Annotated in this window: 26 protein-coding genes; 11 read left to right on the forward strand and 15 right to left on the reverse strand. The window is 62.1% G+C overall.

The features are described from left to right. Positions 1 to 38: 38 nt before the first annotated feature. The 10 genes from ftsY to AC1D3C_RS24735 form a co-directional block, all read right to left on the reverse strand. Positions 39 to 1,646, reverse strand: a complete 1,608-nt coding sequence (gene ftsY, locus AC1D3C_RS24690) for a signal recognition particle-docking protein FtsY (RefSeq protein WP_477484712.1) — start codon at positions 1,644 to 1,646, stop codon at positions 39 to 41. A gap of 15 nt (positions 1,647 to 1,661) precedes the next feature. Continuing rightward, complete coding sequence (mtaB, locus tag AC1D3C_RS24695; protein ID WP_477484713.1) at positions 1,662 to 2,948, reverse strand: tRNA (N(6)-L-threonylcarbamoyladenosine(37)-C(2))-methylthiotransferase MtaB; 1,287 nt, start codon at positions 2,946 to 2,948, stop codon at positions 1,662 to 1,664. After that, positions 2,945 to 3,871 (reverse strand): diaminopimelate epimerase, encoded by a 927-nt coding sequence (gene dapF / locus AC1D3C_RS24700; protein WP_477484714.1) that lies wholly within the window; start codon positions 3,869 to 3,871, stop codon positions 2,945 to 2,947. Before dapF ends, mtaB begins: the two co-directional genes overlap by 4 nt. A 113-nt stretch (positions 3,872 to 3,984) precedes the next feature. Beyond that, complete coding sequence (locus AC1D3C_RS24705) at positions 3,985 to 4,575, reverse strand: biliverdin-producing heme oxygenase (protein ID WP_477484715.1); 591 nt, start codon at positions 4,573 to 4,575, stop codon at positions 3,985 to 3,987. A 28-nt stretch (positions 4,576 to 4,603) separates the two neighbouring features. Next, complete coding sequence (locus tag AC1D3C_RS24710) at positions 4,604 to 7,150, reverse strand: TonB-dependent receptor (RefSeq protein ID WP_477484716.1); 2,547 nt, start codon at positions 7,148 to 7,150, stop codon at positions 4,604 to 4,606. A gap of 138 nt (positions 7,151 to 7,288) precedes the next feature. Further along, positions 7,289 to 8,218, reverse strand: a complete 930-nt coding sequence (locus AC1D3C_RS24715) for a FecR family protein (RefSeq protein ID WP_477484717.1) — start codon at positions 8,216 to 8,218, stop codon at positions 7,289 to 7,291. Continuing rightward, positions 8,211 to 8,816 carry an RNA polymerase sigma factor gene (locus tag AC1D3C_RS24720; protein ID WP_477484718.1) on the reverse strand — a complete coding sequence of 202 codons (606 nt, stop codon included), beginning with the start codon at positions 8,814 to 8,816 and terminating at the stop codon, positions 8,211 to 8,213. Before AC1D3C_RS24720 ends, AC1D3C_RS24715 begins: the two co-directional genes overlap by 8 nt. Positions 8,817 to 8,981: 165 nt before the next feature. After that, positions 8,982 to 10,076, reverse strand: coding sequence for an MBL fold metallo-hydrolase (locus AC1D3C_RS24725; RefSeq protein ID WP_477484719.1), 1,095 nt, complete (start codon positions 10,074 to 10,076; stop codon positions 8,982 to 8,984). A 61-nt stretch (positions 10,077 to 10,137) separates the two neighbouring features. Next, positions 10,138 to 10,575 carry a type II toxin-antitoxin system VapC family toxin gene (locus AC1D3C_RS24730; protein ID WP_477484720.1) on the reverse strand — a complete coding sequence of 146 codons (438 nt, stop codon included), beginning with the start codon at positions 10,573 to 10,575 and terminating at the stop codon, positions 10,138 to 10,140. Then, complete coding sequence (locus tag AC1D3C_RS24735) at positions 10,575 to 10,856, reverse strand: type II toxin-antitoxin system VapB family antitoxin (RefSeq protein WP_367396514.1); 282 nt, start codon at positions 10,854 to 10,856, stop codon at positions 10,575 to 10,577. The genes AC1D3C_RS24730 and AC1D3C_RS24735 overlap by 1 nt, the downstream gene beginning before the upstream one ends. Positions 10,857 to 11,108: 252 nt before the next feature. Here AC1D3C_RS24735 and ffh point away from each other — a divergent pair, with 252 nt between their 5' ends. The 5 genes from ffh (at position 11,109) to trmD (ending at position 14,858) form a co-directional block, all read left to right on the forward strand. Next, positions 11,109 to 12,701, forward strand: a complete 1,593-nt coding sequence (gene ffh, locus AC1D3C_RS24740; RefSeq protein WP_477484721.1) for a signal recognition particle protein — start codon at positions 11,109 to 11,111, stop codon at positions 12,699 to 12,701. Between the two features lie 14 nt (positions 12,702 to 12,715). Next, on the forward strand, positions 12,716 to 13,030 hold the full coding sequence (locus tag AC1D3C_RS24745; protein WP_038546681.1) for a chorismate mutase: 315 nt from the start codon (positions 12,716 to 12,718) through the stop codon (positions 13,028 to 13,030). A 76-nt stretch (positions 13,031 to 13,106) separates the two neighbouring features. Next, a complete protein-coding gene (rpsP, locus tag AC1D3C_RS24750; protein WP_038546684.1) occupies positions 13,107 to 13,472 on the forward strand; it encodes a 30S ribosomal protein S16 in 366 nt (121 codons plus the stop codon). Positions 13,473 to 13,590: 118 nt separating this feature from the next. Next, complete coding sequence (gene rimM, locus AC1D3C_RS24755) at positions 13,591 to 14,157, forward strand: ribosome maturation factor RimM (RefSeq protein WP_038546686.1); 567 nt, start codon at positions 13,591 to 13,593, stop codon at positions 14,155 to 14,157. 5 nt (positions 14,158 to 14,162) lie between these two features. Beyond that, a complete protein-coding gene (trmD, locus tag AC1D3C_RS24760) occupies positions 14,163 to 14,858 on the forward strand; it encodes a tRNA (guanosine(37)-N1)-methyltransferase TrmD (RefSeq protein WP_477484722.1) in 696 nt (231 codons plus the stop codon). A 10-nt stretch (positions 14,859 to 14,868) separates the two neighbouring features. On the opposite strand, the gene AC1D3C_RS24765 is transcribed toward trmD, so the two are convergent. After that, entirely contained in the window at positions 14,869 to 15,615 is a 747-nt protein-coding gene (locus tag AC1D3C_RS24765; protein WP_247137249.1) for a sulfite exporter TauE/SafE family protein, read from the reverse strand. A gap of 264 nt (positions 15,616 to 15,879) precedes the next feature. On the opposite strand from AC1D3C_RS24765, the gene rplS reads away from it, so the two are divergent. Continuing rightward, positions 15,880 to 16,434, forward strand: coding sequence for a 50S ribosomal protein L19 (rplS, locus tag AC1D3C_RS24770; protein ID WP_038546695.1), 555 nt, complete (start codon positions 15,880 to 15,882; stop codon positions 16,432 to 16,434). 64 nt (positions 16,435 to 16,498) lie between these two features. On the opposite strand, the gene AC1D3C_RS24775 is transcribed toward rplS, so the two are convergent. After that, positions 16,499 to 17,011 (reverse strand): nuclear transport factor 2 family protein, encoded by a 513-nt coding sequence (locus AC1D3C_RS24775; RefSeq protein ID WP_197569338.1) that lies wholly within the window; start codon positions 17,009 to 17,011, stop codon positions 16,499 to 16,501. A 123-nt stretch (positions 17,012 to 17,134) separates the two neighbouring features. Further along, positions 17,135 to 18,415: an MFS transporter gene (locus AC1D3C_RS24780; RefSeq protein WP_038546700.1), complete on the reverse strand. Its 1,281-nt coding sequence runs from the start codon at positions 18,413 to 18,415 to the stop codon at positions 17,135 to 17,137. A gap of 186 nt (positions 18,416 to 18,601) precedes the next feature. Between AC1D3C_RS24780 and AC1D3C_RS24785 the strand changes: the two genes are divergently transcribed. Next, entirely contained in the window at positions 18,602 to 19,399 is a 798-nt protein-coding gene (locus AC1D3C_RS24785) for a transporter substrate-binding domain-containing protein (protein ID WP_477484723.1), read from the forward strand. 4 nt (positions 19,400 to 19,403) lie between these two features. Further along, positions 19,404 to 20,222 carry an amino acid ABC transporter permease gene (locus tag AC1D3C_RS24790; protein ID WP_477484724.1) on the forward strand — a complete coding sequence of 273 codons (819 nt, stop codon included), beginning with the start codon at positions 19,404 to 19,406 and terminating at the stop codon, positions 20,220 to 20,222. An 85-nt stretch (positions 20,223 to 20,307) separates the two neighbouring features. On the opposite strand, the gene ppk2 is transcribed toward AC1D3C_RS24790, so the two are convergent. Next, a complete protein-coding gene (ppk2, locus tag AC1D3C_RS24795) occupies positions 20,308 to 21,222 on the reverse strand; it encodes a polyphosphate kinase 2 (protein WP_105403853.1) in 915 nt (304 codons plus the stop codon). 323 nt (positions 21,223 to 21,545) lie between these two features. On the opposite strand from ppk2, the gene leuC reads away from it, so the two are divergent. Further along, entirely contained in the window at positions 21,546 to 22,955 is a 1,410-nt protein-coding gene (leuC, locus tag AC1D3C_RS24800; RefSeq protein WP_247137243.1) for a 3-isopropylmalate dehydratase large subunit, read from the forward strand. A 63-nt stretch (positions 22,956 to 23,018) separates the two neighbouring features. Here leuC and AC1D3C_RS24805 read toward each other — a convergent pair whose 3' ends face one another. After that, a complete protein-coding gene (locus tag AC1D3C_RS24805; RefSeq protein ID WP_477484725.1) occupies positions 23,019 to 23,570 on the reverse strand; it encodes a L,D-transpeptidase family protein in 552 nt (183 codons plus the stop codon). A 213-nt stretch (positions 23,571 to 23,783) separates the two neighbouring features. Between AC1D3C_RS24805 and AC1D3C_RS24810 the strand changes: the two genes are divergently transcribed. Next, complete coding sequence (locus AC1D3C_RS24810; RefSeq protein ID WP_477484726.1) at positions 23,784 to 24,467, forward strand: response regulator transcription factor; 684 nt, start codon at positions 23,784 to 23,786, stop codon at positions 24,465 to 24,467. 9 nt (positions 24,468 to 24,476) lie between these two features. After that, positions 24,477 to 24,932: a cyclic nucleotide-binding domain-containing protein gene (locus AC1D3C_RS24815; RefSeq protein WP_477484727.1), complete on the forward strand. Its 456-nt coding sequence runs from the start codon at positions 24,477 to 24,479 to the stop codon at positions 24,930 to 24,932. Positions 24,933 to 24,943: the final 11 nt, after the last annotated feature.

Raw genomic sequence — 24,943 nt, forward strand, 5'->3', positions numbered from 1 at the left:
GGCCGTTATCGGCGAAGCCAAATCGTCATTCTGTGTCATCAATGCGTCAAACCCGCAATGGCGCGCGCAAAATCCTGCGCCTCGAAGGGTTCGAGATCGTCGACACCTTCGCCGACGCCTATGAAATAGACCGGCAGCTTATGCTTGGCGGCGATCGCCACCAGAATGCCGCCGCGCGCCGTGCCGTCGAGCTTCGTCATGATAAGCCCGCTGACCCCCGCAACGTTCCGGAAAATCTCGACCTGGTTCATGGCGTTCTGGCCGGTCGTGGCATCCAGCGTCTGCAGCACGGTGTGCGGGGCGTCGGGATCGAGCTTGCCGAGCACGCGGACGATCTTTTCGAGTTCGGCCATCAGCTCGGTGCGGTTCTGCAGCCGGCCGGCAGTATCGATGATCAATACATCCGATTTGTTGGCGCGCGCCTGCTCGTAGGCGTCATAGGCAAGTCCTGCGGCATCGGCGCCGAGCTTGGTGCCGATGAAGGTCGAACCGGTGCGGTCCGCCCAGATCTTCAGCTGCTCGATGGCGGCCGCGCGAAACGTGTCGCCGGCGGCGAGCATGACCTTGAGGCCGGAGCCGGAGAGTTTTGCGGCGAGCTTGCCGATCGTCGTGGTCTTGCCGGTGCCGTTGACGCCGACGACGAGGATGACATGCGGCTTGTGATTGAGATCGAGCGTCAGCGGTTTGGCGACCGCGCCCAAAACCCTGGTGATCTCCTCGGCCATGATCCGCGACACGTCCTCGCCGGTCACGTCCTTGCCGTAGCGCTCGGAGGACAGCGCCCCGGTGACGCGCATGGCGGTCTCGACCCCGAGATCGGCCTGGATCAGCAGGTCTTCGAGCTGCTCCAGCGTTTCCTCGTCCAGCTTACGCTTGGTAAAAAGCGCACCAATCTGGCCGGTCAGCTGCGACGACGTGCGCGCAAGGCCGGCGCGCAGGCGCTGGAACCAGGTGAGTTTTGGAGCCGGCGCGAGGGGTTCGGGCGTCGATTCCTGGCGGGCGGTGGAGAAGCCTCTGGGGAGGGTGGGTTCTGGGCTGGGCGTTTCGCTTGGAGCAGGAACCTCTTCGTCTGGAGAAACACCCCCCTCTGTCCTGCCGGACATCTCCCCCTCAAGGGGGGAGATCGGCAAGCGGGGGGCTTCCTGCTCCAAATCCAATTTCGAAACCGTGGCACCGGCAGCAGAGTCAACGACGTCAGTGCCGGATGTCGGGCGCGACGGCTCATCCGTAATCTCCCCCCTTGAGGGGGAGATGTCCGGTAGGACAGAGGGGGGTGCCTCCGGAGATGCCGCGCCCTCTTCGACTGCCTCGGCCTCTGCTTCCGCCTGCAGCAGCGAAAGCGGCACCATGCCGATATCCGGCACGCTCTCGACCCCGGGAAGCAGCGCCGGCTCATCCTCTTCGGCAGTCTCCGGCTCGGCCGGCTCGACATTCTCCGCCGCCACATCCGCAACTGGCCCACCGGCCGTCTCGATCTCGGCCGGCGCAACCGGATCGACGGGCGAGACCGGCAGGTCTTCGTCGCGCGACTTCGGCTCCAGTTCCGCCTGGATGGCAGCGGCATCCTCCGGCTTTGCCGCATCGGGTGCCGGTTCCTCGGCGGGTTTGCCGAAGGTGAAGACGCGTTTGATGAAGCCCAATGCCATGAGAACCTGTTCCGGTTACGCCGCCCGAGACGGGACAAGGGCGGACGCGACCTGCATTTCCAGATGTTTGCCGTTATGGCCGGTAATCATAACGCGCTTGAACTCGCGAGGAACAAGGCGCGGCGCCGCCACCAGCGAAAAGTTTTCCGTATGCGCCATGCCGTTGTTCTCGACGATGATCGCCTGCTCGGTGCCGACCATGCGATCGAGGTGGAGACGATGCAGCACCTCGCCCCGGGCCCGCAGCCGTGCCGCCCGGTCCTTGACAACAGCCCGATCGACCTGCGGCATCCGCGCAGCCGGCGTGCCCGGACGCGGGCTATAGGGAAAGACGTGCAGGAACGAGATGCCAGCCTCCTCCGCCATCGTCGCGGCATTCTCGAACATCTCTTCGGTCTCGGTCGGGAAACCGGCGATCATATCCGCCCCGAAGGCAATCTCCGGGCGCAGGCGCCGCGCCTGTTCGGTAAAGGCGAGCGCCTCGGTGCGCGAGTGGCGGCGCTTCATCCGCTTCAGGATCATGTCGTCGCCATGCTGCAGCGACAGGTGCAGGTGTGGCATGAAGCGCGGCTCGTCGGCGATCAGGCCCCAGAGATGTTTGTCCGCCTCGATGCTGTCGATCGACGATAGGCGAAGGCGCAGGATCTCAGGCACCTGGCGGAGCAGCGTCTTGGCCAGATAACCGAGAGACGGCTGGCCCGGAAGATCGGCGCCATAGCTGGTGGCATCGACGCCGGTCAGCACGATCTCGCGATAACCGCTTTCCGTCAGCCGCCGGGCCTGGTCGACCACCGCGCCCATCGGCACCGAGCGGGAATTGCCGCGGCCATAAGGAATGATGCAGAAGGTGCAGCGATGATCGCAGCCGTTCTGCACCTGGATGAAGGCACGCACGTGGCCGTCGATATGCTTCACCATCTGCGGCGCGGTGGCGCGCACGCTCATGATGTCGTTGACGCGCAGCTTCTCTTCCGCCGAGACGCCGAAATCCGGCAGCGCCCGGTAGGATGAGCTTTTCAGCTTCTCCTCGTTGCCTAGCACGGCATCGACTTCCGCCATGCCCGCAAATGTCTCTTTTTCGGTCTGGGCGGCGCAGCCGGTGACGATGATCCGGGCATGCGGATTTTCACGCCGCGCCCGGCGGATCGCCTGGCGGGCCTGGCGCACGGCTTCGCCGGTCACGGCGCAGGTGTTGACGAGGATGGCATTGTTGAGCCCGGCCTTTTCGGCCTCTGCCCGCATCACTTCCGATTCATAGGTATTGAGCCGACAGCCGAAGGTGATGACCTCGACGCCGCTCAATTGACCCGAGCCTCCGGCTCGCCCCGTTGGTTGGCCTCTGGCTCGTCGTCGCGGATGAAGGTTCCGATGGTCGGATCCACCTTGCCGGACCATTCCCATGCGGCTGGACCGGTCATCACGACGTGATCGTCGTCGCGCCATTCGATGACGAGCGGCTGACGGATCGGGCTGGAGGCAACGTCGATCGTCACCATACGACCGGTGCGCCCGGTGCGGGCGGCGGAAACGGCGGCGGCACAGGCGGCCGAACCGCAGGCGAGCGTCAGGCCGGCGCCACGTTCCCAGGTGCGGGTGCGCAGCGACAACTTCGACGTGACCTGCGCCAGCGTGATATTGGCCTTTTCCGGAAACATCGGATGGTTTTCGAGCAGCGGCCCGAACCGTTCGAGGTCGAAGCTCATCGGATCACGGTCGACCCAGAAAATCGCATGCGGATTGCCCATCGACATGGCGGATGGCGAATGCAGGATTGGCGCATCGATCGGGCCGATCTGCAACTCGATGCGGCTCGTATCGAAAAATTCCTCGGCCAGCGGAATGCGGTCCCATTCGAAGACTGGCTTGCCCATGTCGACCGAGATCGTACCGTCCTCATGCTCGACGGCATTGAGGATGCCGGCGACGGTCTGGAAGGTAAAGGTCTTGCGGCCGGTCTCGGCGCTCAGCGCCTGCACCACGCAACGCGTGCCGTTGCCGCAGGCCTGCGCCATCGTACCGTCGGAATTGAGGATGTCGATCCAGGCATCGGTGCCTTGAGCCTTCGGATCGTGGATGGCCATGATCTGGTCGAACTGGGTGGCCGGATCGGCATTGAGTGCGATAGCAGCCTGCGGCGTCACCTTGTCGGTGCGTCCGCGCATGTCGACGACCAGGATCTTGTTGCCAAGCCCGTTCATCCGCGCGAATTCCACCAGTTCCATCATGACGCCAATCCATTCCGGGCCGAATGCCCGCCTATTGGGCTGTATATGGCGGAAAAGGCAGGGAATTACCAGTGGGTGGCGCGGGGTCAAGCCTGAGGACCCAGGCCACGCCCTCAGACGAAAAACTCGTCCACCAGCGCATGCACCCTCCGAAACGCCGACTTGGCGCCTTCGGCCATTTCCGTTTCCTCCGTCTCGGACATCTCGAACCCGTTGAAAGCAGCAACGAAAGTGCGCCAGTGCAGGCCGCGGCCGGCGGGGTGGCCGGCGAGGTGGCGGGCGCCGAATTCTTCCGACAGGCCGAGCCGGGCCGCCTGCTTCAGGAGGAAGGCGGCGCCGAGGTTTGAGCCTTCGGCAACGTACAGCCATCCGAGTGCGGCCGGGATACCAAGCCCGCCCGTGCCGGCAGTGAGGACCGGCGGCTCGCTTCCGGTCACGTCGGCAATATCCTGGCGCAGCGCTTCAAGCCGGACCCGGCTCGGAAGATCGGGGACGACGCGGTTGAGCCGCGGATCGAGATAGAGTGGGTCGACATCCGCATGGAAATGATGCTGCACCGCGAGGAACAGCGCGTAACGCTCGCGGCTGGCGAAGGGATCGGCCGCCATGATGCGTTTGTCGAGGCGCTCATGGGTGGCATCGGTGAGAGCCTTCAGACGCTGGATCCGGGTCGGTGCGGCGGTTGTTTCGAGTTCGATCTGCATGCGTGCAATGTCCAGATGCTTATATGTTTTAGAATTTGGCTGTCAGGAACGCCCGGATTGTCCGTCCGGGAGCGGGAGTGAACCCGTCGAGCGCATCCACGTAAAATCGATCCGTCAGGTTCTCCGCCTGGAGATCGAACGTCAAGTGGTCGGTGATCTTGTAGGTGGCGAACGCATCGACGGTCGTGTAGGGAATCCACATGCCCGTATACATCCGGGCTTCCTGTGTGACCGGCGACAGGCGCGCACCGCCATGCGTGAAGCGGGTGCCAAAACTCAGCCTGTCGTCGAAGAGCCGCATGCCGAGCGTCAGGCTCGCCATGATCTCGGGCGGCATGTGGTTGGCGGCATAGTCCATCGACACGGTCGAGTCCGAGCAGGTGGAAAGAGTGCGGCAGAACTCGTAGCTCAGGTACTTGGTCAGCGATCCTTCGCTGAAGAACAGGCCGGCCTCGTAGGAGCCGGAGATTTCGATACCGGAGAACCGGGTGCTCCTGAGATTGTCGAAGGTGAAGACCGGCTGGCCCGGCCCCGCATTGGACGGTACGCGAGAAATATAGTCGGTGTAGTTGTTGTTGAAATAGGACAGCTTGAAGCGCAACGCGTCGTCGGCGAGCAACAGGCCATCCTTGCTGTAGTTGATGCCGACTTCCCAGTTCTTCGAGACCTCGGGCTTCAGATAGGGGTTCTGGATGACGTTACCGTCATTGCCCATCGTTTCGCGCATGGTCGGCGGGCGCATGCCTTCGGCATAAAGCGCGTAGAACTGCAGCCCTTCGATCGGCTCCACGATGACGCTGACGGACGGGTTGAACCGGCCACCTTCCTTGTGGCGGATACCGGTCCTGGATTCGATACCCTTGTCGTTCATCCAGTAACCGTCATAGCGCAGCCCGGCATTGAGGGTCAGCCAGTCTGTCGCCTCCCACTGGCCGTCGGTAAACACGCTGGCGATCGACCGGTTGCCCATACTGGGATCCATCTTGACCCCTGGGCTGTTTGACTGACTGCGGCTGTAATAGCGTCGGGAATCGATATCCTCGAGCAGGTAGGACACACCGTAATTGGCCTTGAAGGGCCCGTATTCCGTGTCCAACAGGCTCGTGTTCGAAATGTCGCCGCCCCAGGTATGAGTCATGGCGTAGCGGGGATCATCACCCGGTTTGATGTTGAATTGCGGAAGATAAATACCGAAACCCGTCGACATGGAGTTCTGGTCGACGATGCTCAGCCAGGCGTTGACCTTGAGATCGATCAGGTCGCTGGGATTGTAGCGATAACGGCTGGTGAACGTGTCGGTCGTGACATCGGATAGCGGCGCCTGCCGGAATGTGTTGTCGCCCGAGGTCAGAAGCGAGGCCATGATCTGGCCGAACTGGCTTTCATAGCGGATATAGCCCAGTTCCAGGCTCTGGTCGTCATCGAAGCGAAGCGTACCCTTGGCGAGAAACGAGGTGGATTCGTTGGACGAATTGAAGACCTCTTCACCCTGCTTGGTGAGCGAGAGGAATTGATTGCGGCCCTGGAACTCGTAGTAATTCTTGCCGTGCTTGCCGGCGAAATAGTTACCGCGATAGCGGCGGGCACCGGCGATGACGAAATCGAAATTGTCCTGCACCGTACCGAGCGCAAAGCTGCCCGAGCCATTGGTGAAATCGAAGAATTCGGCCGAATCCGTCTGCTGGTCGTAGGAATTGACCGTAAAATCCCTTGTCGTGTTGTCCTGGGCGCCGATCTTGATGCGGCCGCCATATTGCTTGCCGTCCTCGACGATATCCTTGGCTTTCAACGTGGTGATCTCGACCACGCCGCCATTGACGCCGGCGCCCGCCGCGCCGCCCGTCGGTCCCTTGGAAATGCCGACGCCGCCGATCAGATCCGGATCGATATAGGTGCGGTCATCGACGCCGCCGTAACCGCGCCAGGTGGTCGTCGTCTGCTGCGTACCGTCGATCGCAACCCGAACGCGGTTCTGGCCCTGCAGGCCGCGAATGTTGACGTTGACGGAACCGCTGCTGTGGTTGTTGGCGGAGATGATGCCCGGCGTGTTCTTGAACAGGTCGCCGGCCGACGAGCCGCGGAAGCGTTGGATCTGCTCGGACGATATATAACTCGTAGAGCCTGGTGTCTCGTAAGGCGTGTCGGCAGCACCACCGTTGCCGCCATCGCGCAGAACAATTGGCTTGAGCGTCGTATCCGCATCGCCGCCGGTCGCTGCAACCGAAGGCGAACCCGCCTCCAGCGTCACCGTATTGCCGCCGCTTGACCGAAAGGATACGCCGGTGCCGGAGAGCAGCCGCGACAGGGCGGCAGACGGCGTCAGCGAACCGGTGACGCCACCCGTGGTCTTTCCGGCGGTGATTTCGCTGCGATAGACGAGACGCAGGTCGGTCTGGCGGCCGAGCGCGAGAAGTGCGTTTTCAAGCGGCCCGGCGGGAATGGAAACGGCGACCTGCTGCGACCGGATGCTTTGCGCCGGCTGCTGTGCGAAGGCCGAAGCCATGCCGCCCAGCAAGGATGCGCAACCAAGCGCAATCCGGACATGCCGCGAATAAAGCGGTCCCCTCAAATTCATTTAGCCCCCTGCACTCGAACCTCGTGACCGCTCTCATCGCGGTCCCTGGTGGTTATGAGTGAAAGGGGGCTCCAACTCCTGATGTCGGTTTTCGAAAAAAGATGAATTTAATACTCAATTTTTGTGATGGGCATGTCTTCAGCGCGAACGGACTAGCGTGACCCAGTCGGAAAGCCGGATGATGCGGATCGGCAGGCTTTCCTGCAGCGCCGTGAAAGTCTGATCGACATCGTTCATGGCAAAGATGCCGCTGACCCGCAGCTGCGAGGCCTGGTCGTCGAGCATCATGATGCGACCCCGCTGGTAGCGGCCGATCCGGTCGAGCACCTCACCGAGCGGTCGGCCGGAGAAGACCAGCTTGCCGCTGCGCCAGCTCGTCAGATCGGCGACATCGCCGGAGCCAGTTGCCAGGCGGCCATCGGCGCCGAGATGGGCGGTGCCACCGGTTTCGAGCACCGCGCGCTGGGAGCCGGCGGTCACCGCCACATGTCCCTCCTCAACCATCACCTCGTCGCGCTCGCCGACCCGCACCGCATAATGGGTTCCGAGCGCGATCGCCTGGGTTTCGTCGCCGCTGACGACGAAAGGCCGTGCCGGGTTCGGGGTGACGTCGAAAAATGCTTCGCCGCGCAGGACCACGATCCGGCGTTCGGTCTGGCCGTATCGCACCTTGATCGCGCTATCGGTGTTGAGCGTCACCACCGACCCGTCATCGAGGTCGATGCGCTGGATGACGCCGACCGGCGTGTAGAAATCCGAACGATACCGGGCGATGAGGCCGGTCTCGCTGGCGATGATGCCAAGACAGCCCATCAGAAGCAGTGCGGCAATGCCACCCCCGACCATCCGGCGCCGACGTGGCACGACCGTTTTCGGCACCGCAGCGAGATCGCCCCAGAGAGCGCTCATCTCTTCAAAGGCAGCCGCATGCGCCGGATCCTGCATTCTCCAGAATTCGAAGCGGCGGCGATCCGCATCGGTCGCATCATGGGAGCCGAGCCGCGCGACCCAGCCTGCCGCCTCCTCCGCAATGGCGTCCTCACGCGCCTTGTCTGAAACATTAGTCATGCGCAATCCCCCCGGCGGGAGCCAATGCCGCAAGGCGGGCCTGACGGCAAGCCATGAGTGCACGGATGATGTGTTTTTCAACCATGTTTCGGGAGATCCCGAGCTTGGTTGCGATCTCTCCGTTGGAAAGTCCTTCGAGCCGGCTGAGCACGAACACCACCCGGCATTTCGGCGGCAGGGAGGAAATCGTCTCGATCAGAAGCCCGAGCTGCTGGCGCGCAGCGACCACGCGCTCCGGGCCTGGCGCCTCGTCGGCAACCTGTGTCTGGTCCAGCTCATCGTCGAAAAGCGCGCTGTCGCGCATCAGCCGTGCGGTAATGCCATGGGCAACGGACCGGGCGACCTGGAAAAGATAGGCATGCGGATTGCGCAGATCCTCCTTCGGCGATGCCGTCAGCAGCCGCAGAAAGGTCTCCTGCGTCGCGTCCGCCGCATCCTCCCTGTTGCGCAGGCGCCGAAGAAAGAACCGCCGCAGCTTCCCCTCCTCGGTCTGCTGCAACTGCTCGATAAGGCTGATGTCCAAGTCCGTAACCCCAAGGCCGAAACCTGCCCGACCAACGGTTCCGCGTTTAGCGCCACCTAAAAAGCGGCGCAACATCAATGATTTGGAATGGATCCAAAGATCATCGGATAAGATGATAAGTATACTCATGTTTTAATGTGAAATCAGCATGTTGGGCAGCCAGGCATTGGCGGCGGCAGAGACTGAAATTTCCGCCGCTTCGGGGCTGCCTGTCGCGTTTTCGCAACAGTTCCGGCGTGCTCAGACGGAAATTGTCGGCACTTCGAAGACTTCGCCCGGCCGCATCGGCCGGAAGCGCTCCCGGGAAACGCCGCGCGCATCGAGAGCGGCGTGAAGCGCCGCCAGCGGCTGTTCGATCCCTTCATCGGTCAGCTTGAACGTGCCCCAATGATGGCCGGCCACGAAAGCCGCATCGCAAAGAAGCATGCCCTCCACCGCCTCTTGCGGGTTCTGGTGCTGCGCCTGCATGAACCAGCGCGGCTCGTAGGCGCCGAACGGCAGGTTGGCGAGCCGGAAAGCCCCGTGCTTTTCCCGCGCGGCGCGGTAGTTGATGCCCTGGTGGAAGCCCGTATCGCCGATATGGTAGATCTTGCCGGCCGGGGTTTCGAAAACGAAGGCGGCCCAGAGCGCCATGCGCCGGTCGCCTACGCCGCGCGCCGACCAGTGATGGCAGGGCTCGCAATGCAGGACGATGCCAGGACCGATATCTGCGGCGATCTCCTCGCGGCCGCCCCAATCCATCACCGTGATCTTCGCATCCGCGATACGCGAACGGATGAGCGCGTCATTGCCGAGCGGCGTGACGAAATGCGGCTTGTCGCGGCCCTGCAGCACCCAGAGAGTCTCGAGGTCCATATGGTCGTAATGGTTATGGGTGACGAGTACGACATCGATCGGCGGCAGGTCGCCGATGCGGATGCCGGGCGGATTGACCCGCTTGGGGCCGGCAAAACGCACCGGACTGGCGCGATCGTCCCAGACCGGATCGGTCAGGATGTTGAGACCGGCTACCTGGATCAGCATCGCGGCATGGCCGACCATGGTAACCATCAGCCGGTCGCCCGAGACGCGGGTTTCCGGCACGGTCTGAGGAAATGGGCTCGGAAAGCTGTCCGGCCAGGCGATGTTGTTGCCGCCGAGCTTCCAGCGCAGCAGGTCAAGCCCGCCGCGCGGCTGCTCCCCACCCGGATTGAAGAAATACGTTCCGTCGAAATGATCGGAAGCCGGACCGGAGTAGTACTTGTTGGCAGCCATGGCTCCCCTTGCCGTGAACCCGCCCACAAGGGCAGCGATCGCGCCGATGCCGGACCATTTCAGGAATTTTCGTCGGTTCATGGCAGATGTCTATCAGCGTGCTCTTACACCTGGGAAGAGAGCGCGCAAGGAATGGACACATTTATGCGACCTCTATGTCCGTCCTTGAAAAATCGTTGCCGACGAACAGTAGCGGCGACCGAAGCGTTTTCGCGGCAGCATAGGAGAAGCAATCGCCGAAGTTCAGTTTGGCGGGATGGCCGACGAACCGGCCATAACTACGCGCGGCTTCGAGGGCGACAGCATGTAACCCAGCAGGAAGAGCAACTTCAATGGCGCCTATTTCCTTCAAAAAGCCCTCGACAGAAATTTCCGTCTTCGCAATGAGATCGGGCGGCGTTGATGTGTGCTCGCCAAGCGTCTCTATCTTCCTTTGGCGCGACAAAGCGACGACCGCCTCAAAGACGGCAAGCGAGGAATAGTAAACCGGACCTTCCGCAGCCTCTATACGATCGAGCAAAGACGCTCCCGCGTCCTCTTCTTGTAGGATTGCAACGATTGCGGAAGCATCGAGAAACATCAATACTCCCACATCTCATCCATAAAGGCCTTTTCATCGAAATTCGGGTCGCGCGGACCAAGTTCGGCAATCTGGCGCTGGTATTTTTTGACCCGCTCCGCGAGCGGAATATCTTTATCGGCCCGCTTCAGCTCGTTCTCCAGCGCCACCCGCACGGCTTCCGTCTTGGTTTTCGTACCAAGCCGGCGCATAACTTCTTCAGCGAGTTCATTCACTTTGGCGTCGCGTATATAAAGGGACATGGCTACCATCCGCAGGTTTGAATATTCAATATAAAGCAATTGAATATCCCTGCAAGCGCGAGGCACAAGCCGACGCGCCAGCCTTGACTTTCCCGGCCGCTTGCTGTTTAAGCCCGCCCATCTGCTGACAAGTTACGACTTGGAGCCGCCGACCGGGGCCGATAGACTGAGCCCGGAGGTCAACACCCGACAGCGCGTTGCGCCCTCGGGTGCTTTTTGGCTTTGTCTCTTGTTTTTGGCAGATGAGAACCCGACGTTTCGGTGATCCCGAAACGCGAGAAGGAAGAAACGATGTTCGAAAGCCTCCAGGACCGTCTTGGCTCCATCTTGAGTGGACTGACCGGCCGTGGCGCATTGAGTGAAGCGGATGTGTCCGCCGCTCTGCGCGAGGTTCGCCGTGCCCTGCTGGAAGCAGACGTGGCGCTGGAAGTCGTGCGTTCGTTTACCGACAAGGTGCGCGAAAAGGCGGTCGGCGCCGAAGTTCTGAAGTCGATCAAGCCCGGCCAGATGGTCGTCAAGATCGTCCATGACGAGCTGATCGAGATGCTCGGCTCCGAAGGGGTCGGCATCGACCTGCATGCGGTCGCCCCGGTCGTGATCATGATGGTCGGCCTGCAGGGCTCCGGCAAGACGACGACGACGGGCAAAATCGCCAAGCGGCTGACCGATCGCGAGCGCAAGAAGGTGCTGATGGCATCGCTCGACACGCGCCGCCCGGCCGCCCAGGAACAGCTTCGCCAGCTCGGCGTACAGACCGGCGTCGACACGCTGCCGATCATCGCCGGCCAGTCGCCGACCGAGATCGCAGCCCGCGCCGTGCAGGCGGCCAAGCTCGGCGGCCATGACGTGGTCATCCTCGACACCGCCGGCCGCACCCATATCGACGAGCCGCTGATGGCGGAGATGGCCGAGATCAAGCGCCGCTCCAACCCGCATGAAATCCTGCTGGTCGCCGATAGTCTCACCGGCCAGGACGCCGTCAACCTCGCCCGCAATTTCGACGAACGCGTCGGCATTACCGGCCTCGTGCTAACCCGCATGGACGGCGACGGCCGCGGTGGCGCGGCCCTTTCGATGCGCGCCGTCACCGGCAAACCGATCAAGCTGATCGGCACCGGCGAAAAGATGACGGAGATGGAGGAATTCCATCCCCGCCGCATCGCCGACCGCATTCTCGGCATGGGCGACATCGTCTCGCTGGTCGAGAAGGCCGCGGAGAATATCGACGCCGACAAGGCGCGCGCCATGGCCGAAAAGATGGCCAAGGGCAAGTTCGACCTGAACGATCTCGCCGAACAGCTGAAGCAGATGCAGTCGCTCGGCGGCATGGGCGGCATCATGGGGCTGATGCCCGGCATGAGCGGCATGAAGGACAAGCTTTCGGCCGCCGGCATGAGCGACAAGACGTTCGCTCGCCATATCGCCATCATCCAGTCGATGACCAAAGCCGAGCGCGCCAATCCCGACGTGCTGAAGCACAGCCGTAAGAAGCGCATTGCCGCCGGTTCCGGCACGGACGCCGCCGAAATCAACAAGCTGCTGAAAATGCATCGCCAGATGGCCGACATGATGAAAATGATGGGCGGCAAGGGCAAGGGCGGCATGATGAAGCAGATGATGGGCGGCCTTGCCTCCAAGATGGGTCTTGGTGGCATGGGGGGCGGCCTGGGCGGCGGAATGGGTGGAATGGGCGGCATGCCCGACCTTTCCAAGCTCGATCCGAAACAGCTCGAAGCGCTGCAGAAGCAGGCAGAGGCGGCGGGGCTGAAGCCCGGCTCCATGCCTGGCCTTCCGGGCGGCGGCATGCCGGGTCTTGGTGCCCCCAAGCTACCCGGCCTCGGCGGCGGTTTTCCCGGTCTACCGGGCCTGCCCAAGAAGAAGTGAGGGAGGACACGCCAATGGTTGACCCCGAGGTCAAAGCGAAACTTGCAAGCTATCGCCAGTCGATCGACAACATCGACGCGGCGCTCGTGCACATGCTGGCGGAGCGTTTTCGCTGCACCAAGGAAGTGGGCGTCCTCAAAGCCCAATATGATTTGCCGCCGGCCGACCCGGCGCGCGAAGAATTCCAGATCGAGCGTCTTCGCCGCCTGGCGAAGGAAGCGCATCTGGACCCGGATTTCGCCGAGAAGTTCCTGAACTTCGTCATCAAGGAAGTCATCCGGCATCATGAAGCCATCGCCGCCGAACACGTCGGCACGAAAACAGCCTGAACCAGCCCGCCTGATGGCGGCCTCAAGAAGAACCCGGCCCGCCTGACGGCGGCCAGAAAACCTAGGAGTAAATGAAATGGCCCTGAAAATTCGTCTCGCCCGCGGCGGCTCCAAGAAGCGTCCGTATTACACCGTCGTCGTTGCCGACGCCCGTTCGCCCCGCGACGGCCGCTTCCTCGAAAAGCTCGGTTCCTGGAACCCGATGCTCGCCAAGGACGATGCCAAGCGCGTTGAACTGAACGCCGAGCGCATCCAGCATTGGATCGACAACGGCGCCCAGCCGACCGACCGCGTTCTGCGTTTCCTCGCGGAAGCCGGCCTTGCCCAGCGCGCTGCCAAGAACAACCCGGAAAAGGCACTACCGGGCAAGAAGGCCCAGGAACGCGTCAAGGAACGGGCCCAGAAGGCTGAAGACGCAGCGGCTGCCGCCGCCGAAGCATAAGCTTCGCAAAAATTCTTCGCAATCGACGGGTGGCGCGGCAACGCGCTGCCCGTTTTGCTGTTTGCTTTTAATCGCGCAGCGCTTAAATGAGCGCACGGCAACTGAGATCACGACCCGCATGACCAAGCTCGAGAACCCCATTCTGATGGCGACCATCGGCGCCGCCCAAGGCTTGAGAGGCGAGGTGCGGGTGCGCACGTATACGGCCGATGCGACGGCGCTCGGCGAATACGGCAACCTGCACAGCGAGGACGGCCGGATTTTCGAGATCCTCGAAATCCGCGAGGCGAAGAACATCGCGATCGTCCGCTTCCGCGGCATCAACGACCGCAATGCGGCCGAAGCGCTGGCCGGCCTCGAACTCTTCATCGAGCGCGACAACCTGCCGGACGACGAACTCGAGGAAGACGAATTCTATTATGCGGACCTCGAAGGCCTCGAAGCGGTCGATCAGGACGGCAAGAGCTACGGCACGGTGAGCGCGGTCTATGATTTCGGCGCCGGCGATCTGCTGGAGCTGAAAGGCCCCGGCCGCCGCCCTACCCTCATCCCCTTCTCCGAAGCTGCGGTGTTGGAAATCGACCTCGAAGGCCGCAAGATCCTCATCGATCCGCAGGCGGCAGGCCTTGCCGAGAACCCGGAAGACGACGGCGCCGCGCCGGGTTTCCCCAAGAAGGGCAAGTAGGCGCGATGACGTTTCGCGCCACCATTCTGACGCTCTATCCGGAAATGTTTCCGGGTCATCTGGCCTTTTCGCTCGCCGGCAAGGCGCTGGAGCGTGGACAATGGTCGCTCGACACGGTGCAGATCCGCGATTTTGCCGAGGACCGGCACCGCACCGTCGACGACACGCCGGCCGGCGGCGGCGCCGGCATGGTGCTGAAGCCGGATATTCTGGCCAAGGCGATCGACAACGTCTCCGAAGGTGACGACTTGGCCCCGGGACGCCCGCGCCTGCTGATGAGCCCGCGCGGAAAACCACTGACGCAAGAGAGGGTACGCGAGTTGGCAGCCGGCGATGGCGTGGTGATCATCTGCGGCCGGTTCGAAGGCGTCGACCAGCGGGTGATCGATGCCCGCGATCTCGAAGAGGTGTCGATCGGCGACTACGTTCTCTCCGGCGGCGAGCCGGCGGCGCTGACGCTGCTCGACGCGGTGGTGCGCATCCTGCCGGGCGTGATGGGCAACGCGCTGTCCGGCACCCACGAAAGCTTCGAAAACGGGCTGCTTGAACACCCGCAATATACCAGGCCGCAGGTATTCGAAGGGCGTGAGATTCCAGCCGTGCTGACATCGGGCAATCATGCCGCTATCGAAAAATGGCGGCTTGAGGAGGCAAAAAAGCTGACCGCGGAGCGGCGGCCGGATTTGCTGAAGGGCGAGTAAGAATACCTCTTCACCCCGTTACGAAATAATAGATCGTCAACCCGACCCCGACGGCCACCACGCACCAGCGCAGCACCGCCTGTGGCACCCGCCGCGCCATCCACACGCCGGCATAACCGCCCAGCGCGCCTGCCGGGATCATCACGATCGCTTCCGGCCAGGCGATGACGCCGCCGCCGACGAAGACGACGATGGCGACGGCGGCGATCAGGATCGCCAGCATGTTCTTGAGTGCGTTGAGATGGTGATAGCTGCCGCCGGTGGTGACGCCGAGCACGGCGAGCATCATGATGCCCATGCCGGCGCCGAAGAACCCGCCATAGATAGCTGTCAGAAACTGGGCGATGACGGAACCGGGCGAACCCGCTGGGCGCTCCGCGGATGCTCTTGGCTTGAGCCAGGGACCTGCCGCAAACACAGCGGTCGCAGCCGCCAGCAGCCAGGGCACCAGCGCGCGGAAGGACGGATTGTCGAGCGACAGCAGCAGGAAGGCGCCGGCAACGGCGCCGACCACCGAAACCAGCGCAAGCACCAGCGCGCTGCGCCAGCGGCTGGAAATCTCGTCCCAATAGGCGATCGTCGAAGTAACGTAGCCCGGAAACTGGACGATCGAGGACGTCGCATTGGCGAGGATCGGCGGAACGCCGGCAAGCGTCATCGCCCCGAAGGTCAGAAAGGTTCCGCCGCCGGCGATCGCGTTGACCGCACCGGACAGGAAGCCCGCCGCGGCGAGCAGGGCTATCATTGTGATTGTCATTGATGTTTCCTCATCCCTGGCCATCAGATAGCCGCTTCGGCGAAACCCGGCAATAGCGGGCTTTTTCGTCATAAAATCGCAATCAACGGGATGACAAACCCATGTCTTTGGTGTATTGGCCCAGCCGGAAATGGGAAATATCCCGTCGACCAGCAACAAAGAATGGTGAATCCGCTCTGCCGAAAAGGCAAATCCCCGAGGCTTTGACCAAAGGGATATATCCGAGCGCTCTGGCTGTTTCAGAAGAACCAAAGGTTTGAGACGATGAATATCATCCAGGAATTGGAAGCCGAACAGGCCGCCAAGATTGCAGCCAAGCGCACGCTTCCGGAATTTTCCGCTGGCGACACCGTCCGCGTCAACGTGAAGGTCACGGAAGGCACCCGTACCCGCGTACAGGCCTATGAAGGCGTCTGCATCGCCCGTTCCGGCGGCGGCATCAACGAAAGCTTCACCGTTCGCAAGATCTCCTACGGCGAAGGCGTCGAGCGCGTATTCCCGATCTACTCGCCGATGGTCGAGAGCGTCGAAATCGTTCGCCGCGGTAAGGTCCGTCGCGCCAAGCTCTATTACCTGCGCGATCGTCGCGGCAAGTCGGCTCGTATCGTTGAAGACACCGGCGTTCGCGCCCGCAAGCTGAACGACGCCGAGCGTCAGGCCGTTGCCGAAGAGAAGGCACGTATCGAAGCCGAGAAGGTTGCAGCAGCCCAGGCTCTCGCCGCCGAAAAGGCAGCAGCGGAAGCCGCTGAAGCAAAGGCCGCAGCAGAAGCTGCTGAAGCCGCAGAAGCCGCCAAGGCTGCTGAAGCGACTGCCGAATAAGCTTTTCATATCGAATACGGAAAAGGCGGCCTTCGAGCCGCCTTTTTTGTTGCGCGATACAGGTTTAATTCCTGACGGCCGAATCCCAGTGTTCGTCGGCCTTGCCGTTGACGATACGCCATGTGTCGTACCAGGTGCTGGTATAGCTCTTCGAAGGATCGCGAGGATCTTTCATTTCGCGCACCGTCCCCACGGTCACCAGATCGCCTTCCGCTGTGACAAAGGCGACCGGCGTTTTTATCTTGGTCGGAATGGGGCTCGGCTTCCGCTTCAGGACGTCGATGAAATAGCGTACCACCCCCTCGCGTCCTGACGCGGCATTCGGGTTGTGCTGGATGTAACGTTCCGTGAGATACTGATCGGCCTTGTCCCACTGATTGGCTTCCAGCAGGTCACGGACGATGCCGTAGACAACCTGCTTGTTTGCATGCAGCTTGGGGTCCGTGCTGGTGAAAAGCGCGTCTTTGTCCGGGGCGGCCAGCACCGGCTCCTGTGCCAGCGAGGGCGCGATAAGCGTGCCCATCGCGGCCCCGAACAGAGCCAAACCCAGAGCGGCATGTTTAAAGATTCGTATCATCGACATTCTCCAAGCGTTTTGATCTGGCGTGCCAAAAGACATAGGAGAAACGCCGATGAGGCGGAAGCAGGCAGTTTTGCCGCCATTGGTTCCGCGGAGGGAACCAATGGCAGTAATGTCCGGTCAGACGGAGATCGCCTGTCTCGCCGCCAACATTCGCCCCACGATGATGACGAGGACACCGGCGACGGCAAGGCAGACCGCCAGGAAGAACATCGGCAGGATATTGCTGCCGGTCTGATCCTTGATCCAGGGCACCACGTTCTGCGCGATGAAGCCACCGAGATTGCCGACGGAGTTGATGGCCGCGATGCCGGCCGCAGCACCCGCACCTTTCAGGAAGCGCGACGGCAGGCTCCAGAATACCGGCTGCCCGGCGAAGATGCCCGCGGCAGCAACGCAGAGGAAGACGAACTGCAGCGTCGGATTGGCGAAGATCGCCGACAGGGCAAGGCTGATTGCCCCGACGAAGGCCGGAATGACGATATAGGGCGTCTTCCTGGCCACCTTGTCGGCGGCTGCCGGTACCGCCCAGAGCGCGACGGCGACGATCACCCACGGAATGATATTGATAAAACCATTGGCGGTGTTTGAAACGCCAAAACCCTTGACGATGGTCGGCAGCCAATAGCTCAGGCCATAGGCGGCAAGCGGAAACCCGATATAGCACAGCGCCATGACGAGAACCCGAGGGTTCAGGAGCGCTTTGAAGCCGTTGTCGGAATGCTCGTCCATACCCGATTTCTCCCGGGCAAGCCGATCATGCAGCCACTTCTTTTCCTCGTCGTTCAGGAACTTCGCCTTTTCCGGCGTATCGTCGAGATAAAAGAGCGTGACGATGCCAGCGATGACGGCCGGCACCCCGGTCGCAAGGAAAACCCATTCCCAGCCGGCAAGACCGAGAAGCCCGTCGAGATCGAGCAGCGTGCCGCCGAGCGGAGCGCCGACCGCATTGGCAAGAGCGCTGAAGATCATGAACAGCCCGACCATGCGCCCGCGATAATCCTCCGGGAACCAGAGGGTCAGAAGATAGAGGACGCCCGGAAAGAACCCGGCTTCGCACACACCGAGCAGGAAACGCAGGATGTAGAACATCGTAGCGTTCTGGGTGTAGGCGAGCGCGATGGTGACGATGCCCCAGGAGATCATGATGCGGGCGAACCAGCGGCTGGCGCCGAACCGCGTGAGAAACAGGTTGCTCGGCACTTCGAAGAGGAAATAGCCGATGAAGAACAGGGACGCGCCGAGCCCGTAGGCATATTCGCTCATGCCAAGTGCGGATACCATGTCGAGCTTGGCGAAGCTGACATTCTGGCGGTCGATATAGGCGATGAGATAAAGAACCCCGAGAAACGGCATCAGCCGCCAGGTGATCTTGGAGATCAGTTGCTGTTCGGAAACCATAGACATATCCTCCCGCGGCTTGATGCTCTTGAACGCACTGGAACCTTCGCTGCCTCGTAAAGGCCGCATGCGCCGCTTTGTTCCGGAGCACGGGAAAGTTGATGCTCCGCACCCGATTTCGCCGCTTGTCATCTGAGCCGGTTTCGTGAGAGTCGAATGCGGTTCTCATTTTACGGGAGTGTCCTGATGCCTTTCCGCCGCACCGTTATTGCCGGCCTTGCCGCACTCTTTCTTGCCCCCTCCCCGAGCCTTGCCATCGATCTTCCCGACCTCGGCGGCCAGGCGGTTGTCGTGGTCACGGAAAACGCCTATCCGCCGCTGCAATTTGTCGATCCCAAAAGCGGCAAGGCGATCGGCTGGGAATACGATGCGATGAACGAGATCGCCAGGCGGCTGAATTTCAAGCTCGAATACCAGAACACCAGCTGGGACGCGATGATCCAGGCCGTTTCCGACGGGCAATACGACATCGGCATGACCGGCATCACCATCAAGGATGATCGTAAACAGAAGGTCGACTTCTCCGATCCCTATATGCGCTCGCAACAGCTGATGCTGGTACGCGGCGATGAAAAACGCTTCGCCGACGCCAAGAGTTTTGGCGCCCTGGCGACCGGCCTGATCGGCGCCCAGCCGGGAACGAGCCCGTTCTACACGGCGGTCTACGAAATCCTCGACGGCAACGAGCAGAACCCGCGGATCAAGCTGTTCGAAACCTTTGGGGCGACCGTGCAGGCGCTGAAGGCGGGAGATGTCGATCTGGTGCTGACCGACAGCACCGCCGGCGACGGTTACGTCAAGGCCTCCGGCGGTACCCTGAAGCTGATCGGCGCGCCGCTCGGCACCGAGGATTTCGGCTTCATCTTCAAGAAGGGTTCGAATCTCGTTGCGCCGGTCAACGCCGCGATCGCCGCGCTGAAGGCTGACGGCACGCTCGATGCGCTGAACAAGAAGTGGTTCCTCGATTACAAGATGGGCCAGTAAAGGCATGGCGCCTTCGCGTCGCAGAACGTCCCAGCCGCAGGATTTCCCCTGGTGGCTGGTCGCCTTCGCGATACTTTGCCTCGGCCTGGCGGCGGTCATCGCCCTCAACGATCTTTATTCCCAGGTCTTCAATGTCGTCGCCAGGGGCATCGGCATCACGGTCGGCGTGACACTGGCAGCCTTTCTCCTGGCGACGCTGCTGGGGCTCGGCATCGCGCTTGCAGGGCTTTCCGGCAATGTCGTGCTGAGGCAGGCGGCGCGTTTCTATATCGAGCTCATCCGCGGCATCCCGATCCTCGTCCTGCTCTTCTACATCGCCTTCGTCGGCGCACCGGCCTTCGTGACGCTCTACAATTGGGCGCTGTCGCCGCTGATCGAGCGCGGCTGGGTCCAGGCGCTTCTGGTGCGCGACGTCTCGCTCTTGTGGCGGGCGATCATCGCCCTGACGATCGGTTATGCAGCCTTCATCGCCGAAATCTTTCGCGCCGGGTTCCAAGCCGTCGACATCGGCCAGATCGAGGCGGCGAAGGCGCTGGGCCTCAGTCGCTGGCAGCGTTTCCGGCTGATCGTCTTCCCCCAGGCGATGCGGGTGATCCTGCCGCCGCTTTCCAACGACTTCGTCTCGATGGTGAAGGATAGTTCGCTCGTCTCGGTACTCGGCGTCGCCGACATCACCCAGATGGCCAAGGTCTACGCGGCCGGCTCCTTCCGCTTCTTCGAGACCTATTCGATCGTCACCTATATCTACCTGCTGCTGACGATCGGCCTGTCGCTGGCCCTGCGCGGCCTCGAAGCACGTTTGCGGAAAAGGACGGAGCGCTAACGCAAAAGGCGGCCCGAAGGCCGCCTCGCCGTTTCAGTCCCTGCCGAGCGCCCGCAGCGTCAACGACGGCAGGGCGCGTTTCTGTTTAGTACACTTCCGGGACGTACATGTCCGCCGGCACCGGATGGCGAATGTAGTCGTCGTTCCGGACGCGGCCCGGCAGGTCGATCTGCTCCTTCGGAACGGTCTCGTAAGGCACCTGGGCGAGAAGGTGGGAGATCATGTTGAGCCGCGCCTTCTTCTTGTCGACGGCCTGCACCACCCACCACGGCGCTTCCGGGATGTGGGTGCGCTGGAGCATCTCTTCCTTCGCCTTGGTATATTCTTCCCAGTGGACGCGGCTTTCGAGGTCCATCGGCGACAGCTTCCACTGCTTCAGGGGATCGTGGATGCGCATCTTGAAGCGGAATTCCTGCTCCTCGTCGGTAATCGAGAACCAGTATTTGACGAGGATGATGCCGGAGCGGACCAGCATGCGTTCGAATTCCGGCACCGAGCGGAAGAACTCTTCCAGTTCGTCCTTGGTGCAGAAGCCCATGACCCGCTCGACGCCGGCGCGGTTGTACCAGGAGCGGTCGAACATCACCATTTCGCCGGCGGTCGGCAGGTGCGGGACGTAGCGCTGGAAATACCACTGGTTCTGTTCGCGCTCGGTCGGCGCGGGCAGCGCGACGACGCGGGCGACACGCGGATTGAGGCGCTGGGTGACGCGCTTGATGGCGCCGCCCTTGCCGGCCGAGTCGCGGCCTTCGAACAGCACGACCATCTTCAGCTTCTTGTATTGTACCCAGTCCTGCAGGCGGACGAGTTCGTGCTGGAGGCGGAAGAGTTCGCGGAAATAGATCCGGCGGTCGATCGTCGCCTCGGCGGGCTCAGACATGCCCTCGGCGACCAGCTCGTCGAGCCGGTCCTCTTCCATCTGCATTTCCAGCTCTTCATCGAAGCTGTCGGCGATCTCTTCCTTGATGCGGCTGAGCTGGTCTTGCATGGGTTCGGACATGGTAGGCATTCCTCCTTTATGGAAACCCAGATCAACCACGTTTCCGCGAAAGCTTTATGACAGAGATGCGACAGATTTTCTGCGAAGCAATTCGATTGCCGATTTCCCCGGAAACTGCTATTGCAGCGGCCATGGGATCGAAATTCGGATGCCTCGCGAACCATATCGTCGTGCTGCAGGACCACAAACGTCTGCCGGCACGGTTTTTCGCGCGGGTATCCGGGGCGCTTTGCGACCGACTTAGCTGACTTTCCTCAGCTTGAGGCAGCCCTGTGCTGCCGGACACCCATTTCCAGTTTCAGTCAGTTATACGGACAGCAGCCATGAGCGCACCCCGCACCCTTTACGACAAGATCTGGGACGACCACGTCGTTTCCGAGGACGAGAACCACACCTGTCTTCTCTACATCGACCGTCACCTCGTTCACGAGGTGACGTCGCCGCAGGCTTTCGAGGGCCTGCGCATCGCCGGCCGCAAGGTCCGCGCACCGGAAAAGACGCTCGCCGTCGTGGACCATAACGTCCCGACCACGGCCGACCGCCACGAAGGCATCAAGAACGAGGAAAGCCGCATCCAGGTGGAAGCGCTTGCCCAGAACGCCCGCGACTTCGGCGTCGAATATTATTCGGAAAAGGACGTCCGCCAGGGCATCGTCCACATCGTCGGCCCCGAACAGGGTTTTACCCTGCCGGGCATGACCATTGTCTGCGGCGACAGCCACACCTCCACCCACGGCGCTTTCGGCGCGCTGGCGCACGGCATCGGTACGTCTGAGGTCGAGCATGTGCTCGCCACCCAGACGCTGGTGCAGAAGAAGGCGAAGAACATGCTGGTGCGCGTCGACGGCCAGTTGCCGCCGGGCGTCACCGCCAAGGACATCATCCTTGCCATCATCGGCGAGATCGGCACCGCCGGCGGCACGGGCCATGTCATCGAGTTCGCCGGTGAGGCGATCCGCGCGCTCTCCATGGAAGGCCGCATGACGGTCTGCAACATGACGATCGAAGGCGGCGCCCGCGCCGGCCTGATCGCGCCGGACGAAAAGACCTTCGAGTATATCAAGGACAAACCGCGCGCCCCGAAGGGCAAGGCCTGGGACATGGCGCTCGACTACTGGAAGACGCTGCAGACGGACGAAGGCGCGCATTTCGACAAAGTCGTCGTGCTCGACGCCGCCAACCTGCCGCCGATCGTCTCCTGGGGCTCCTCACCGGAAGACGTGATCTCGGTCGAAGGCTCCGTTCCGAACCCGGACGATATCCAGGACGAAACCAAGCGCACCTCGAAATGGCGCGCTCTGGACTATATGGGCCTGAAGCCCGGCACCAAGATCACCGATATCGCCATCGACCGCGTCTTCATCGGCTCCTGCACCAACGGCCGCATCGAAGACCTGCGTGCTGCAGCCAAGGTTGTCGAAGGCCGCGCCGTCGCATCGACCGTGTCCGCCATGGTCGTCCCGGGCTCGGGCATCGTCAAGGAACAAGCGGAAGCCGAAGGCCTCGACAAGATCTTCAAGGATGCCGGTTTCGAATGGCGCGAGCCGGGCTGCTCGATGTGCCTGGCGATGAACGACGACCGCCTGAAGCCGGGCGAGCGCTGCGCTTCCACCTCCAACCGCAATTTCGAGGGCCGCCAAGGTTACAAGGGCCGCACCCATCTCGTCTCGCCGGCCATGGCCGCCGCAGCCGCGGTCGCCGGCCACTTCGTCGACATCCGCGAGTGGAAATGAGCGTTTTCCAGCTTTGATTTTGAGATGCCCGGCCCTCAGCGCCGGGCATTTTCGTTTCAGGCCTTAGCCGAGCACCCTCACCACCGTACCCTTGCGCATGAACCGGATCAGCCGTTTCATGTCGGGAAGACTGACGGCGATGCAGCCGGCGGTCGGCTGGTAACCCGGCTTGATCAGGTGGAAGAAGATCGCCGAGCCACGATTTCGGGCTCGCGAGGTGACGTTCCAGTCGAGCACGAGGCAGATGTCGTAGAGCCCGTCAGCCCGCATCATCTCTTCGTGGCTTGCCCGGAATGGTGCCCTCACCGGACGATTGTAAGACGGGTGCTCCGGCTGGTCGCACCACAGCAGGTCTTTATCGATGCGCGCGATCGAAAGCGGCGTCGGGGGCAGCGTCACGCGGTCCCCACGGACATAGCCGTTGAGGAGGCGCATCGGCGCGATCGGCGTTGCGCCATCCCCTTCACGCTTGAAGGGAGTGGTGCCGGACCGCCCGAGCGCCGCCGGCACGGTGATACCGCCGAAGGAGACGATCGCCCGACGCCGGTCGCGCGGCGCGGTCCGAACGGTGACGACGGCAGTCTTTTTGTGATTTCCCCCGCGAAAACGCTGCATTTCTCTCACAAGGTTTTGCTTTGAATATGATTTCGTTTGAATTCATAGCACACTAAAGCGCTGCGCATATTGAATCGAAACATCGTACTTTCCGAAAATCGATTCCGATTTTTGGGTCGATGCTGTAGGGATTTAGATCGAGGAGCCCTAAATGCGCTTCGATTGGCTGCAACAGCAGTCTGGACGCAACGGCGAGACGAAAGGCAAGAACGCATGGCATCGCGCACGATACTCCTGGTGGACGACGACGATGATCTGCGCGAGACGCTCGTCGAGCAGTTGTCGTTTTACGAAGAGTTCGCAATCCTCCAGGAAGCGAATGCGGCCAAGGCGCTGCAGACCGCCAAGAATGCCCAGATCGACCTGCTGATCATGGACGTCGGCCTGCCGGACATGGACGGTCGCGAAGCGGTGAAACTCTTACGCAAGAACGGTTTCAAGGCGCCGATCATCATGCTGACCGGCCACGACACCGATTCCGACACCATTCTCGGCCTCGAAGCCGGCGCCAACGACTATGTGACGAAGCCCTTCCGCTTCGCCGTGCTGCTCGCCCGCATCCGTGCCCAGCTTCGCCAGTACGAGCAGAGCGAGGACGCCACCTTCACGGTCGGCCCCTATCTCTTCAAGCCGAGCCAGAAGCTGCTGACCACCGAGGACGGCAAGAAGATCCGCCTGACCGAAAAGGAAGCGGCGATCATCCGCTACCTCTATCGCGCCGGCCAGAAGGTAGTGACCCGCGACGTCCTCCTGGAGGAAGTCTGGGGCTATAATTCCGGCGTCACTACGCATACGCTGGAAACCCATGTCTACCGTCTTCGCCAGAAGATCGAGCGCGATCCGTCGAGCGCCGAAATCCTGGTCACTGAAAACGGCGGCTACAAGATCGTACCGTAAAGGGCCCTGATGTCGCTGACCGAAGATATCCGCCTGCTTTCGCAGGTCCCGCTGTTCCGGGACATGAACGACGACCAGCTGCGCCTCGTCGCCTTCGGTGCCGAGCGTCGGCAGGTGACGACCGGCCAGCAGCTGTTCCGGGAAAAATCCCCGGCGGAGTCGGCCTTCATCGTCGCAAGGGGCCGTTTCGAACTGCTGATGGCGGACCGGAGCGGCGAGATGAAGGTGGAAGCGACGGTCGGTCCCGGTACCCTTCTGTCGGAGTTGGCGCTCGTGACCATGGTGGAGCGCAAGTTCACCGCCGTGGCGATCGAGGACTCCGAGGCCCTGAAGATCAGCCGCTCGCTGTTCCACCGCCTGCTGGAGGAATATCCCCAGGTCGGCCGGGTGATCGAGAACCGCATCCGCGACAATATCACCAGCCTTGCCAAGGCGGCAGCAGCGATGCAGGACCGGTTTGCCTGAGGCTTCCTATT

This window comes from Neorhizobium sp. P1_A6, from assembly GCF_056406795.1.

Excerpts from the sequence above, each read along its gene's own strand:
- leuC (WP_247137243.1), top strand. The coding sequence starts at position 21,546 with ATGAGCGCACCCCGCACCCTTTACGACAAGATCTGGGACGACCACGTC.
- AC1D3C_RS24745 (WP_038546681.1), top strand. The coding sequence starts at position 12,716 with ATGGTTGACCCCGAGGTCAAAGCGAAACTTGCAAGCTATCGCCAGTCG.
- AC1D3C_RS24775 (WP_197569338.1), bottom strand. The coding sequence starts at position 17,011 with ATGATACGAATCTTTAAACATGCCGCTCTGGGTTTGGCTCTGTTCGGG.
- AC1D3C_RS24815 (WP_477484727.1), top strand. The coding sequence starts at position 24,477 with ATGTCGCTGACCGAAGATATCCGCCTGCTTTCGCAGGTCCCGCTGTTC.
- AC1D3C_RS24810 (WP_477484726.1), top strand. The coding sequence starts at position 23,784 with ATGGCATCGCGCACGATACTCCTGGTGGACGACGACGATGATCTGCGC.
- rplS (WP_038546695.1), top strand. The coding sequence starts at position 15,880 with ATGAATATCATCCAGGAATTGGAAGCCGAACAGGCCGCCAAGATTGCA.
- AC1D3C_RS24765 (WP_247137249.1), bottom strand. The coding sequence starts at position 15,615 with ATGACAATCACAATGATAGCCCTGCTCGCCGCGGCGGGCTTCCTGTCC.
- AC1D3C_RS24785 (WP_477484723.1), top strand. The coding sequence starts at position 18,602 with ATGCCTTTCCGCCGCACCGTTATTGCCGGCCTTGCCGCACTCTTTCTT.
- ffh (WP_477484721.1), top strand. The coding sequence starts at position 11,109 with ATGTTCGAAAGCCTCCAGGACCGTCTTGGCTCCATCTTGAGTGGACTG.
- ftsY (WP_477484712.1), bottom strand. The coding sequence starts at position 1,646 with ATGGCATTGGGCTTCATCAAACGCGTCTTCACCTTCGGCAAACCCGCC.
- AC1D3C_RS24790 (WP_477484724.1), top strand. The coding sequence starts at position 19,404 with ATGGCGCCTTCGCGTCGCAGAACGTCCCAGCCGCAGGATTTCCCCTGG.
- AC1D3C_RS24710 (WP_477484716.1), bottom strand. The coding sequence starts at position 7,150 with ATGAATTTGAGGGGACCGCTTTATTCGCGGCATGTCCGGATTGCGCTT.
- AC1D3C_RS24715 (WP_477484717.1), bottom strand. The coding sequence starts at position 8,218 with ATGACTAATGTTTCAGACAAGGCGCGTGAGGACGCCATTGCGGAGGAG.
- AC1D3C_RS24805 (WP_477484725.1), bottom strand. The coding sequence starts at position 23,570 with ATGCAGCGTTTTCGCGGGGGAAATCACAAAAAGACTGCCGTCGTCACC.
- AC1D3C_RS24720 (WP_477484718.1), bottom strand. The coding sequence starts at position 8,816 with ATGTTGCGCCGCTTTTTAGGTGGCGCTAAACGCGGAACCGTTGGTCGG.
- dapF (WP_477484714.1), bottom strand. The coding sequence starts at position 3,871 with ATGATGGAACTGGTGGAATTCGCGCGGATGAACGGGCTTGGCAACAAG.
- AC1D3C_RS24730 (WP_477484720.1), bottom strand. The coding sequence starts at position 10,575 with ATGTTTCTCGATGCTTCCGCAATCGTTGCAATCCTACAAGAAGAGGAC.
- AC1D3C_RS24705 (WP_477484715.1), bottom strand. The coding sequence starts at position 4,575 with ATGCAGATCGAACTCGAAACAACCGCCGCACCGACCCGGATCCAGCGT.
- trmD (WP_477484722.1), top strand. The coding sequence starts at position 14,163 with ATGACGTTTCGCGCCACCATTCTGACGCTCTATCCGGAAATGTTTCCG.
- rpsP (WP_038546684.1), top strand. The coding sequence starts at position 13,107 with ATGGCCCTGAAAATTCGTCTCGCCCGCGGCGGCTCCAAGAAGCGTCCG.
- AC1D3C_RS24725 (WP_477484719.1), bottom strand. The coding sequence starts at position 10,076 with ATGAACCGACGAAAATTCCTGAAATGGTCCGGCATCGGCGCGATCGCT.
- ppk2 (WP_105403853.1), bottom strand. The coding sequence starts at position 21,222 with ATGTCCGAACCCATGCAAGACCAGCTCAGCCGCATCAAGGAAGAGATC.
- rimM (WP_038546686.1), top strand. The coding sequence starts at position 13,591 with ATGACCAAGCTCGAGAACCCCATTCTGATGGCGACCATCGGCGCCGCC.
- AC1D3C_RS24780 (WP_038546700.1), bottom strand. The coding sequence starts at position 18,415 with ATGGTTTCCGAACAGCAACTGATCTCCAAGATCACCTGGCGGCTGATG.